The sequence below is a fragment of the Turneriella parva DSM 21527 genome (genome assembly GCF_000266885.1).
GTDB lineage: Bacteria > Spirochaetota > Leptospiria > Turneriellales > Turneriellaceae > Turneriella > Turneriella parva.
In genome coordinates this window covers 864188-876386 of sequence record NC_018020.1, presented here as the reverse complement: position 1 = coordinate 876386, position 12199 = coordinate 864188, and the positions used below count along the sequence as shown (strand labels likewise).

General features: G+C 51.6%; 13 protein-coding genes. 3 read left to right on the top strand and 10 right to left on the bottom strand.

Going from position 1 to position 12199, the window contains the following annotated elements; all coding sequences use genetic code 11:
* The first annotated feature begins 52 nt into the window (after window positions 1-52).
* Window positions 53-1420, top strand: coding sequence for a flavin monoamine oxidase family protein (locus tag TURPA_RS04130; RefSeq protein ID WP_014802027.1), 1368 nt, complete (start codon window positions 53-55; stop codon window positions 1418-1420).
* A gap of 6 nt (window positions 1421-1426) precedes the next feature.
* On the opposite strand, the gene TURPA_RS04125 is transcribed toward TURPA_RS04130, so the two are convergent.
* From TURPA_RS04125 to TURPA_RS04085, 9 genes are all read right to left on the bottom strand, one after another.
* Window positions 1427-2608 carry a class I SAM-dependent rRNA methyltransferase gene (locus TURPA_RS04125; protein ID WP_014802026.1) on the bottom strand — a complete coding sequence of 394 codons (1182 nt, stop codon included), beginning with the start codon at window positions 2606-2608 and terminating at the stop codon, window positions 1427-1429.
* A gap of 13 nt (window positions 2609-2621) precedes the next feature.
* Complete coding sequence (locus TURPA_RS21390; RefSeq protein WP_053332113.1) at window positions 2622-4799, bottom strand: SpoIIE family protein phosphatase; 2178 nt, start codon at window positions 4797-4799, stop codon at window positions 2622-2624.
* Window positions 4800-5019: 220 nt separating this feature from the next.
* Window positions 5020-5229 carry a hypothetical protein gene (locus TURPA_RS04115; protein WP_014802024.1) on the bottom strand — a complete coding sequence of 70 codons (210 nt, stop codon included), beginning with the start codon at window positions 5227-5229 and terminating at the stop codon, window positions 5020-5022.
* A gap of 219 nt (window positions 5230-5448) precedes the next feature.
* Window positions 5449-7662 carry a DNA/RNA helicase domain-containing protein gene (locus TURPA_RS04110; protein WP_014802023.1) on the bottom strand — a complete coding sequence of 738 codons (2214 nt, stop codon included), beginning with the start codon at window positions 7660-7662 and terminating at the stop codon, window positions 5449-5451.
* Complete coding sequence (locus TURPA_RS04105; protein ID WP_014802022.1) at window positions 7659-7988, bottom strand: nucleotide pyrophosphohydrolase; 330 nt, start codon at window positions 7986-7988, stop codon at window positions 7659-7661. The genes TURPA_RS04110 and TURPA_RS04105 overlap by 4 nt, the downstream gene beginning before the upstream one ends.
* A 2-nt stretch (window positions 7989-7990) precedes the next feature.
* Window positions 7991-9850 carry a tetratricopeptide repeat protein gene (locus TURPA_RS22460; RefSeq protein WP_169314398.1) on the bottom strand — a complete coding sequence of 620 codons (1860 nt, stop codon included), beginning with the start codon at window positions 9848-9850 and terminating at the stop codon, window positions 7991-7993.
* Window positions 9851-9974: 124 nt separating this feature from the next.
* Entirely contained in the window at window positions 9975-10118 is a 144-nt protein-coding gene (locus TURPA_RS23330) for a hypothetical protein (RefSeq protein WP_014802020.1), read from the bottom strand.
* Window positions 10115-10396 carry a hypothetical protein gene (locus tag TURPA_RS04095; RefSeq protein ID WP_014802019.1) on the bottom strand — a complete coding sequence of 94 codons (282 nt, stop codon included), beginning with the start codon at window positions 10394-10396 and terminating at the stop codon, window positions 10115-10117. The genes TURPA_RS23330 and TURPA_RS04095 overlap by 4 nt, the downstream gene beginning before the upstream one ends.
* A gap of 196 nt (window positions 10397-10592) precedes the next feature.
* Window positions 10593-11021 carry a GxxExxY protein gene (locus tag TURPA_RS04085; RefSeq protein WP_014802017.1) on the bottom strand — a complete coding sequence of 143 codons (429 nt, stop codon included), beginning with the start codon at window positions 11019-11021 and terminating at the stop codon, window positions 10593-10595.
* Between the two features lie 119 nt (window positions 11022-11140).
* On the opposite strand from TURPA_RS04085, the gene TURPA_RS04080 reads away from it, so the two are divergent.
* Window positions 11141-11344 carry a type II toxin-antitoxin system HicB family antitoxin gene (locus tag TURPA_RS04080; RefSeq protein ID WP_014802016.1) on the top strand — a complete coding sequence of 68 codons (204 nt, stop codon included), beginning with the start codon at window positions 11141-11143 and terminating at the stop codon, window positions 11342-11344.
* Window positions 11341-11547 carry a type II toxin-antitoxin system HicA family toxin gene (locus tag TURPA_RS24300; RefSeq protein WP_014802015.1) on the top strand — a complete coding sequence of 69 codons (207 nt, stop codon included), beginning with the start codon at window positions 11341-11343 and terminating at the stop codon, window positions 11545-11547. The genes TURPA_RS04080 and TURPA_RS24300 overlap by 4 nt, the downstream gene beginning before the upstream one ends.
* Here the strand turns inward: TURPA_RS24300 and TURPA_RS04070 are convergent.
* Window positions 11508-12179 (bottom strand): N-6 DNA methylase, encoded by a 672-nt coding sequence (locus tag TURPA_RS04070; RefSeq protein WP_014802014.1) that lies wholly within the window; start codon window positions 12177-12179, stop codon window positions 11508-11510. The genes TURPA_RS24300 and TURPA_RS04070 overlap by 40 nt on opposite strands.
* Window positions 12180-12199: the final 20 nt, after the last annotated feature.

The following is a 12199-nucleotide window of genomic DNA, read 5'->3' as shown; positions in this document are numbered from 1 at the left end:
CTGAAGAGAATTTGCTTGCGCATTTCACGCGCGAGCGAAAAGCTTCGGGGTTGTGAAGGGCAATAAGTTATCACGACGATCGGGCGCGCGCAGTGTCGATGTCGTCGTCATCGGCGCGGGTTTTGCGGGCCTCACTGCCGCGCGCGCACTCGAGGCACAGGGTCTTAAGGTTCAGGTCATCGAAGCGCGCGATCGGGTTGGGGGTAGATCGCGGCCGGGAAAACTCTTCGGCCGTACGATAGATACCGGTGGGCAGTGGGTCGGTGTCGGCCACGAGCGCCTGACGCGGCTTGTGCACGAAGCGGGCGCTGAGCTGGTGCCACAGTATTCCGTAGGGAAAAAACTCGTGCAGATCAACAATAAAACCCGCTATTACTCGGGACTCATACCGCCCGTGTCTGTACGGGCGCTCATAGAAATGCAGTTCGCGCTGTGGCGGCTTACCGCACTGCAGAGAAAAATAGACCCGAAAGTGCCCTGGCAGTCAACTCTGGCAAATCTCGATACCCAAACCGTTGCTGACTGGCAACGGCGGTGGCTCAGATCAGACGGGGCGCAGGCGCTCTTTGACATTGGCGTGCGCGCAATCTTCTGCGCGAAGCCGGGACAGTTGTCGATGCTGCATTTTCTCACTTATCTCAGGGCAAACGGCTCTTTCAATTACCTTGCGTCTGCCGAAGGCGGCGCACAGGCTGCCACAGTCAAAGGCGGCATGCACCAGCTGAGTGTGCATCTCGCGAAAAAACTGCAGCAGAAAATTCTGTTTGGTGCGCCGGTGCAGAAGATTACGCAATCCTCAAAAGGTGTTGTTGTCACCCACTCACGAGGCAATATTCAGGCAAAGCGCGTCGTGCTCGCAGTCGCGCCGGCGCTCGCGCGCAAGATCGAAGGCGATGCGATGACGACAGCGCGCCGGCGTCTCGGTGAGCGTATGCCGATGGGTTCGGTGATCAAGTGCCTCATTGCATATAAGCGCCCGTTCTGGCGCGAGCAGGGTTTCACTGGAGAATTTGTCAGCAACACCGCAGGCTTCTCGCCGATGTTCGACGCGTCACCCGCCGACGGTTCGTGCGGTATTCTGGTCGGTTTTTTTGATGGCCCGACGGCCGTGAGGTGGAGCTCAGACGCAGACGGCAGGCGGCGCGAGGTAATTCGGTCGGTCGTCGCCGCGTTTGGTGCTGAGGGCGAAAACCCTGTCGACTACGTCGACCACGACTGGATCACCGACCCTTTCAGCGAAGGCTGTTATGTCGGCTTGCCCGCACCCGGCGCGCTTACCGAACTCGGTGCTTCGCTGAGAGCGCCGCATGGCCGCGTGCACTACGCCGGCACCGAAACCGCGAGCGAATGGATAGGCTATATCGAAGGCGCGATTGAATCGGGTGAGCGAGCGGCTATAGAGGTTTGCGCGGCGCTTTAGCGCCGCTCAAACCAAAACCAAATGTACAAACTTCAGATACCGCTGCTCGTGTGAGCTGTGCAGAAACGGGTGATCGGGCCCCTGGCCTGAGACGCGCAGAATCTGCCCACGGCGCCGCGCCTGCGACATTGCCTCGCGGATAATTTCGAAAAAGTCTTCGAATGAGATATGGCTCGAGCACGAGCAGAGCGACAGCTGGCCGCCGGTTTTGACGAGCTTTACCGACGCGGCGAAGAGGTCTGTGTATTTCTTCACAGCCCGTTCTTTCTGCTCTTCGCTGTGGCCCATAGAAGGCGGGTCGACGATCACATGGTCCCATTTTTCGGTGGCATTGGTGAGGTAATCGAAAACGTCGACGGCGAGCCCTTCGTGCTGCCCCGGTGGCAGGCCGTTCAGCGCCCAGTTAGCCTCGGCAGAGCGCACGGCGCCTTCGGCGACGTCGAGGCTCGCCACGCGTGTCGCGCCGCCGAGCCCGGCGTAAACCGAGAAGCCGCCCGTATAGCTGAAAAGATTCAGTACCGACTTACCGCGGCTGATGGCACGCACATACTGCCGGTTGTCGCGCTGGTCGAGAAAGAAGCCGGTCTTCTGCCCGTGCTCGATGTCGACTTTGAACTTCACGCCGTTCTCGGTCACCTCGATGACAGATGCCGTTGGGCTGCCGGCCAAGAGACTCAGACCACCTTCAGTATTGCGGCGAAATTTTTCGACCACGGACTTGACTCCCGTGGCTTTCGATATCCAGCCTGCGATTTGATCTTTGTTGTAGAATTCTGACGGGCCGCGGCCATCGAACTGCACGACGGCGGTCGAACCACTTGTGGTGAGCGAAGTCGAACCATAGATGTCGCAAACAAGTCCCGGCAACAAATCGCCTTCGCCGTTAATGAGGCGGTAGGCTGTAGTGTCGGTTAGATTCAAATCGCGGCGCAGCTGTGCAGCGCGCAGCAGCTGCTGCTCAAAGAACGCGGCATTGGGTGGCTTCTTCTCGAGGCTGACCATGCGCAGCGACAGCGGCCCATGTGGATCGTACATCGCCCAACCGAGCTCTTCGCCTTTTAGATCGAGCACCGACACCAGCTGTGCCGATTCAACCTTGGGTGGTTGTGCGATCGCCTCTTTATAGACCCAAGGGTGACCGCGCAGAATCGAGCGGCGCAGGTTGCGGGTGAGTTTAATCTTGAGCATGGAATCGGGTTCGTTACGCCGCGCGGTTGCGCAACCTGCGCTCGTACGCGTCTTCTAGTTTTTTCAGCGCCGGGGCGTTCGGTTCAAGCCGACGAATTTCGGCAATCAGCGCCCTGGTGCGTTCGCTATCGCCTTTCACAAGATGCAGCCCTGCAAGATTGATCAAATTGCGCGTGTCTTGTGGCAACCTCAGGCGCAGCCTTTCACACAGATCGATCGCGATGTCGTAGTTGCCGGCGAGGCGGTGGCAGCGCGACAAAAAACGCATGAATTCGTTATCCGACGGTTTGTTGCCGAGGTACGCTTCGCCCTCGGCGATTGCCTTAGCATAGTTTTTCGCTTCGTAGTGTCGCCCCGAAGCCGAACGTTTTGCCAGTTTTTCGGTTTCGGGCATCGTGTCGCCGTAGTAACGAATTTTTAGCAGCGAGAAGTCGTCAGTAATTTCGCCGATTTCTTGCGTCAGCTCAAATATGCGTTCGAGCTCGCCGTCGGCCTTTCTGACAGTTTCGAGAATCAGATCTTCTTGTTCGTTCATGCGCGGCTTGCCATCGGGTGAGGGCAGCATAATATCGTCGCGACCGTCTGAACCGCAGATGAGCATATCGCCGGGTTTGAGTTCAAATATGCGGATATAGATCGTGCCGCTGGCGGCGCTCATGCCGAGTTTGCGCACGTAGAGTTCTTGTTCAATAAACGTCGCCGTGCCGTCACGGTAAAGTATCGACCAGGGATGTTCGGCGTTAATGTAGTAGAGCAGCCCCGAGTCGTTATCGACTATGCCGAGCACGAGAGAGATCAGCATCGAATGATCAAAACTCTCGAACACCTTGTGCAGTTCGAGAAATGTATTCTTGAGCCAGCGTTCGGGCGACAGGCGCTGCATGGCAGCCACGGCCCGCGTGCGCTCAATGATCGAATAGTAGACTGCGCCCAGAACCAGCGCGCCGCCTGCACCCTGCATCGACTTACCCATGGCGTCGGCGTTCATAAACGCCGTGTATTCGCGGTCGCGTATACGTATCGTGTGCGCGCTGCAAAGGTCGCCGCCGAGGTCATGCGGCTTGCCCTTAAAATAAAACTTCTTTTTCTGCCGTTGCAGAAATTCTACGGTTAAACGGTCGCTCTTGACATAGTTCGTGTTGAGAGGCTTTAAGAGCAGTGAAGTGAGAAAGTAGTCCCCGTCTTGGTGTAGTTTCAGCCGGCGTACCTCTTCGAGAGTATTGTTCAACTCTTCAGTGCGCGTGATAACTTTCTGCTCGAGCGTGTCATTAAGTTCTTTGACTTCATGGTACATTTTGCTGAGATCGCGCGCGACGACAGCGATCAGTTCTGCCTGACGGCCAAATTCATCGGTCGTCGCGCGCGCGCTGTTGGCTTTGAAATCCCCCTTGCCTAATTGCTGCAGCACGTCGTTGGTGTCGTGAATGCTCAGCTTCACGGTCTTGGCGATGCGGTACGAAACGATGACGATTGCGGCGAGTGCCTCGAGTGAGAGCAAGACGATGTGCACCTCTGGGTGCTGAAATGAATTTTTGCCGGTCACCGTCGTATAAAGTATAAATCCGAATATAGCGATCGGCGTAATCGTCACGGCGGCGATGCTCAGCATAATGCGCGAGAAATAGCTCGTTTCGCGAATGCTGCCGCCCGCGGCAGGCAAGCCGGCAAACACCGGCTCTTGCAAAAGCGGGCGCAGTACGCTCTCAGGCATAAAGATGTACATCACATACGAGATGGGCAGAACAAAGAGAAGCGAATACACTTCGACACCAAGCGCATACCACGGTACTTCGCGCATTTGCCCGATATAGATGAGCGCGCCGGCGACGACGCCGACCGACCAGCGTGCGATAATCACCCGGCCCTCGCGGTAAGGGTATTCGAGCAGTTTATTGCGCAGCGCAATTTTTTCGTCGTCGCTCGCCGACGCCGCAGCCTTGAGCGCATCGAGCTGGCCGAGAAGACTTTTCAGCGCGAACCAGCGAAAGGCGAGCCCCCAGATTACCGTGCCGCCGCCGGCAAAAATGCCCGCGATCGCGACCGCCCAGATGCGCGCCTCGCCTTCGAAAGCGCCAGTGACCATAATAAAATAGACAAATGTCGGAATAGGTATGACACTCGTGAATGTTTCGAGGCGCCAGCTGAGCTGAAAAAACGGCGAACGTCTGAATTCGGGCGAAAGCAAGGGCATAGCCACCACGGTATGAGATTTATCGCGGCGGTAAATCGGAAAGGAACTCACCCCCCGGCCCCCTCTCTTTCGAAGGGAGGGGGGGCCATGAATTTACCTGGTGGGGTCATAATTTTACGCCCGCATTTATTTTGCTTTCTCTATCCAGTCTGCGATGTAGGCGTCGTCTTCTTTGCTTCTGTATAGAATGATTTCGCAGCGATTTCCATTACGGAATTATCTATTCTTCGCTGAATTGCTTGCGGGTATACTCATTTGCTCTTGCGGAGATCTCGTCTATGGTCATATCTTCAAACAAAGTCTTTCGCCATTCGGTATAATCGAATTTCTGCCGGTTTACGAGTGCAATGAAGCGCTCTACTTCCAGATTGTCCAATTTCGTATTCAGCGCGCTGAAGCCCGCATCCTTAATTTCTGTGTCCGTTCGCATTTTCACCCTCTAATAGTTTTTTGGCTTCAATGGCGCTCTTGATGGCAATACCCGCGGCCATAGCCCCAGGGTATAAGAATTAACGCGGCGGTAAATCTTTAAGGGAACTCACCCCCCGGTCGGTATGTCCCCACCCCCCCACGGGCTTGCGCCCGAGCGCAAGCGCCCTCCCCGCTTGCGGGGAGGGGAGGTTGTCATGAGAGCATCAAGTGCGGGTGACTAACAGAGGATTCGGACGAATTCAGCAATAACCTGCAATGAACCCTCTTGATCGGGGGATAGTTTGATAGGCTCATAACCAAATTCAGTTGATTCAGGCTTAAGTAAGATGCTCGTGTGTGTCCAAGAGCCATCTTCTGTCATGGCCTTTTCGCTCTCATACCTCTTAATCGTGTATCGTCCACCATAGTCCGGATCTTCAAGGTTGCGTTGCTGAACCAGGACAATCTTACCCTGCCGCGATCCTTGAGGATTCAACCTGAAGAGGCACCACGACCCGTTTGGAATTTTTTTGTTCATCGATTCGCCAATCACTTGGCAAATGAATAGATCTTTCTGTGGCTTCTCGAATTCGGCCCAAACTTCAGATTCAGCCAGTTGGCTTTCACTAAATTCCCCGGCCGCGACTTTGATGTCGAAGACGGGGAGCGCATTTTCGTAGGGTTTTAAAGAGCCGCCCTTTAGAAGCCGTAGACTGCCGTAGGAATTGGCAGACTTGGTTGTTGATTGCAGCTCGCTAATGGGCACGAACTTCTTGAAATACTCCCGCAGATCGGGATCACAGACATACACATAGGTGCCACGAATCGCCCGCAACAGTAATGTTTGGTAGATGTTGATGATATAGTCTCTGAGTTCCAGCGGATCGGAAATACCGACGTTACCGTTTCGATCATGATAATTCTCGCGCCTTATTACGATTTCACCTTTTTTGTGATCGTATGAAATTTCAGGCCCTAAGATTATCCCCGCATAATTCAGGTCATAACCCTGTGTTGTATGAATGCAGCCCACTTCTTCGGCGGCAGTGGGGCTATTTATCCAGTCTGCGGTAGTCCCGTTCCATTGCATTCTCACATCGTCGATTTCGATGTCGAATGCGGATTTATCGTTCTTCGATTTCCACGGCCATGCATATCCGGCAGCAAAGCGACTGAGACCGGTCTCTTTTTCTTTCTGCCGCACTGTTTCGATGAACTCGCGAATATCGGTAAAAAGCCTGAAGTCGTAATCCAGAATGTCATGGCTCTTGATCCCTCGAGTTAACTTTCCCGACATCAACCCGCTGACAAATTCTGTATAATCGTTGCCGCCTTTAACTCTTAGTTGCGACTTCAGTTCCAGTCTTAAAGTGTCTTTCTTTTTACTGAGCTTTTCAAAATCCTCGCGCCTTACATCCGTCGGCTTGATACTTTGCATCGGATCATAAAAAAGAATCCGTTTTGTGCTCTGGAGCATTACCCAATCTAGCTCATGGGCTTCTTTATCGAGGCCTAACCGCTCATTTGCCTGATCAAATGCTCCGAAAACGGCACCTAGATTCTTGCGCCGACGCAAACGGTGTGCCTCATCTACCAGTATGATATCATATTTGGCTCTTGTAATTTCCATTGGCCCCATTACCATCGAGGCATTCAGGCCTTTCACGTTGTTAAAAGCACGCTGAAGAGTGGCACGCAGCGACGCCATAGGTACGACCAGCGCCATGCGTGGATTCGGCCATTTTTTCTTAAGTTTTGCCAGGGCTGCATACAGCTCTGCATCTTCATCTGTCAAATCTTCAAGTGTCTCAAAATCAATTTCACTGTGCATTAATTTAAAAAAGTATATGGCTAGAACGGTTTTGCCGGTACCGGCACCACCTTGAATAAGAATCGTATCTGTTTTTTCTTTTAGCAGCGACCTGCAAATTTCCAGAATGCTTAGCAGCTGGTCACGGTTTAGAGATTTATAGGGTGAATACTTGAACAGGTCAGAATTGTCTATTTTTTCAAGGGATTGCTTCGCTATGTTTTCTCTACGCAACCCTTCCCAGATTTGATAAAAAAGCCGCGTATATTCCGGTTTCTGAAAATACCTATGCCTGGCCAAACCCGCATTGCCATTTTGTAAACGGTACTTACCATCGGCCGCAATATATTTGATCAGATTCGATTCTATATCCAGCGTCGCAGATTTATTAAAGAATTCGCAGGTAATCAATCTAAGGTCTTTGAGGTTGGCCCGTTTGGGACTGCTTAAGTGGCTGTTCATGCGAGAAATAGCATCAGTTGTCTCGCCAACATATATTTCACCCTCGCGGTCGTTGCTAATCAAATATACGGTGGGCCACATGTCCTTGGCCCAGGCATTCTTGCTTAATTGATCAACTAAAGAGCGGTCGAACGGATACTTGGTTATTTGGTAAGAATCGTTTTCGAAGGCAGCGGTCATAATTCGGTATACTTCTTCGCGCTACCGCGAACTTGATCTGCCGGATATTTTTCGTTATTCAAATGAAGCTTCGCATCAATGATTTCGCCGAGATCAAGCCCGTGCTTATCGAGAAGCAAGAGGCAATAAGAAAAAACGTCAGCCAACTCCGATCTGAGTTTTTCGATATCGACCTCTTCGGCTGATTTCCAGAGAAACAGTTCATTCAGCTCAGCCGCTTCGATTGAAAGGGCCAACGCGAGATCTTTTGAATTGTGAAATTGAGCCCAATCGCGGTCATCGCGAAATTTGCGTAGTTTAACGATGATTTCTTGGATGTCAGCCATAGCTATTTTCTAGCCATCTTCAATGCCATGGCATACTCACCGTCATAAGGTAAGCCAAGCTGATTCAACATTCCCGGGAAGGCCAGTGCAAACGTCACGTAGTAATAGGCGAGTAGATGATAGCCAGAGAAGGTTTTTTCGGGCACAGCTCTGATTTTGTACCCTTGTTTATCAGGCTGAATACCCTGCATGCCAAGCATGGCTATCTCAAGTGCGGTCTTTTTTATATGTTCATGGGATTTAGCCGAAAAATATTCGAGAGCATCAACCATGTACATTGTGACTGCCATGTTGAACCCGGCTTCAGCTGCGCTCTCTTGAAACTGGGCCATTTGAGCGGCTTGATGGCCAGATTCACGTCTCCCCTCGCGGCTTTCAGATTCAGCTATCAATATGAAAAGGTCATTGATCTGTAGTTGGCTTGCCCAGCCTTCGAGAAGCTTGTACTCATCGCCTGCATTTTTTTCGTCACGGTATTCGGTGAATTCTCTGAACATGTCGTATGCCTTGCTAATCTCGTCTTTCCGCGCATGAAAGTCTGAAATCATATCGACGCCATAGAATTCTTGGAACTGAAATGCCTTCAGAATGTTGTAAATGCGGTTTACTCTGAGAACGAATTCTGGCACCGACTGCAGAATCCTCTCATCTGTGCTCGCAGCGATGCCTTCTTGCACGTTGGCCAGAAGTGATAAGAATTGATGCGGCCGTAGCTCGGCGAATTCGTTGAAGATATCGTGTTCTGCGAACAAGGCTGCAGGCGTGTTAAAAATTTGCTGGTTCAAGCCCTGATAGAGCGCCTGCATTGCCTGTTCGGGCAGGGGTGATGTTAGTTTATTTTTGAAGTTAGCCTGCGTCTCGCTGGTTACGGCGAAGCGAAGATTCTTTCCTTCTGCTTTTGCCTGCAGAATGTACTGCAGTACAGTCAATTCATGCACTATCCAGTGTGCATGCGTCGGTATGGCTTCTTTGTAGCGGATGACATGTTGTTCACGGTTATAGAGCTCTGCCAACTGCAAAATTGCGGGCGAACCAATAGAGTCATCATTTACTATGTCAATTTTTACCCTAAACTCGTTACGCAGCTGTTGTGCTAACGAATCGTATACCCCCCCCCCCAGATTATTGACTAATTCTCTGCTGATGTCGATTGCGAGCTGAAGAGCTTGCCCATATATAGGGTCTGCTTTACGGGAAAATTTTATCGCCTGTATTGCACTGAAAAAAGCTGAATTCAGGTCGCTTTCTTCTTTCGCGATTAGTGCCAGGGCGTAATGTGTATTCGGATAGTCATCTTTCAGTTTGATCGCATCCCAGAATATATCTTTGGCCTGTTGCCACTTACCCAACTTCAGGAGGTTGCCACCCATGTTATTAAGAATTAGATGATCGTTCGGGCTGACCTTGCGTGCTTGCTCAAAGTACTTTTGCGAGGTAGCAATGTCTTTTCTGTAGTTTGAGAGAATATTGCCCATCATGACGAGCGCAGATTTATTTTTCGGATCCCATTTCAGAGCTTCTATCAAAAAATCCTGTGCTTTTTCTTGATCACCTTCGTCGGAGTATATTTGACCTAGAACACGATTCGCCTCAGAGTGCGTCGGATTTGCCTTCAAATAAGCTGTCAATAGCGGTTTGGCCTTAGTGAATTGGCCTGAGTTACAGAGATCAATAGCTCTTTCGAATTCATCATTCGATGACGCCGTATGCCCATCAGCGAGTTCAACAATTAAGAGATTGTCACGAATCGTCACTTTTGGCGCCAGCTGGCCAATCGTATAAAACGTTGTGACCGCTGGCACAAGTTTTTCAAGATTTGTATCAGAAAGACCAAACAACTCAAAAAGGAACGGATCGATCAAGTGGATTATTTGCATAGAGGCTTGTGGTCGCCTGAAACGAATATTTTTTGAGCATTCAGACGAAAACGCTTTTATGGGCCACAGAATTATCGATAGTCACGGTGCTCGTACGCGATTGAGCCATCTAGGAAGATGCCAATTTCAGGACCGAACACATGCGGTTCGGAAACTCGCGCGGGGTAAAGACTTCATCGTTTGAAAGGTTGGCAATACAGGTCAGAAGATCGGGGTTGCGGCCGCGCAGGGCAAAGCGGGCTTGAAGGCTCATGATCGCACACCCCCATCTTTCTCCGCGCCCTCCGCGGCGCCGCGTGAGCTTGCCTTCTCAAAAATCGGCCGTTGATGCATGACCGGAAAGCGCACGCGGAGGCGCGGAGACGCGGAAGGTGTCAGGGTATCCAACGATTTAAGCGCTTTGGGGATTTGCGGGTCCGCCCAGTTCAAAAAACGACCCTCGCCGCCACGCAACCTCATCACACCATCTTTCTCCGCGAACTCCGCGGCTCCGCGTGAAATCATCTTCTCCAAATTCAGCAAGAGATTCATGTGTGCAAAGCCCCATAGCTCACGCGGAGGCGCGGAGACGCGGAGGGTGTCAGGTTATCCCACAAGGCAAGCGCTTTGGGGCTTTGTGTGTCGTCCCAATGCAAGCTTCTACCCTCGCCGCGATACAACTCCATCACCCTATCTTTCTCCGCGAACTCCGCGGCTCCGCGTGAGGTTGCTTGCCTGAAGTGTCGGCTCATCCTGCCCCATCTCCCTGATTTACACGCAAACCGGGCGACGCTGCGGGATCGAGATTATTGACAACCCGGCGTAAGCCCGACTTCAAAGTGGCAGCCCCAAAGTTAATCAACAGACCAACAGGCAATTTCATTAGTCGTAAGTACGTCAACAGCTGCTTCCCATGCACCGGTGCCAGATTCTCTACAGATTTAAGCTCGACAATAACCATCCCGTTCACCAGTAAATCCAGACGAAACCCTTCGTCGAAAATCATGCCGTCATATTCAAAACGAATGAGTTTCTGACGCTCGACCTGCAAGCCACGCCTTTCCAATGCTCGGCCCAAGACTGCTTCGTAAACAGATTCCAAAAGCCCGGGCCCAAGCTCTTTATGGATTTGCATGCTCGAATCCACAATAGCCGCCGTAATACTATCCAACTCCATTACGCTATTTCACTCCGCGCTCTCCGCGCCTCCGCGTGAAACCATCTGAGCCATTCTCACCCGGACGATGCGGCGCGTTTTGGCTTGACGGGTAAAGTCGACCGAACCTGTCTTGAGCCATGAAACTCAAGGTTGTCGTACACGAAGCTGAAGAAGGTGGCTTCTGGGCCGAAGTGCCTGCAATACCCGGCTGTGCAACACAGGGCGAAACCTTTGAGGAGCTTTTAACAAATCTATATGATGCCATAGAAGGTTGTTTATCCGTCGAAGTGGCACCAGTCAATTCAGCAAAAGGAGACCGCATACTCGAAATTGCCGTATGAGAGCCATTTCGGGCAAAAAATTCTGCAAGATTCTGGAAAACAAAGGCTGGGTACTCAAGAAGATTAGCGGCAGCCACCAAATCTATATGAAAGAGGGCAGAGAAGATAGAATCTCGGTGCCCGTTCATAGCAATCAAGATTTGAAAATTGGTTTGCTGAGGCATCATATGAAGGTCGCTGGTATCGTCGAAGAAGAACTTTGAGTCTGGCTTTCTTGTAACCCAGCAAGGTCTCTCATTGTCATCGGCGGGTAACTTTTTTCCGGCACAAAAATCTCATGTTTGCCCATCTGCGCGAAGAGCGTACCTTCACCCGATATTGCCGACATCTGCGTAAGCATATCGAGACGAAAATCGCGGCGCTGAAACTTGCCCTTACCCAGATAGCCCCATTCGGCAAAGGTGATTGCCTCGCCGGTCGCAGTCCGCATCGAAAGGGCATCGCCGTGAATCAGATTTTGCGACAAAACATATGCAGCGGCATGGTAGACCTCGTCAGAGGTATTGACATTGAGATAATCTGCCAGAACCTCTAGCATATTGGCCCGGCATTCGGCGATATTATCTGCCAGGAGTTCAATACCGTAAGTGCACATTACTCCCAATAGTGCATAATGGCGCTTTTCAAAGTCTGATTGTCCGTACTTAAGTTCAACTGCGGCGAGCTTACGCTGCAAAACTTTTACGAGAAAATTGCCGCTGCCGCAGGCTGGCTCCAGGAAACGTGAGTCGATGCGCTCTGTTTCGCTTTTGACGAGATCGAGCATGGCATCGACCAGCCATTCTGGTGTGAAGACTTCACCATGATCTGCGACGCGCTGTTTTGATTTGATCATGCAATTCGCCCAAACCCGAC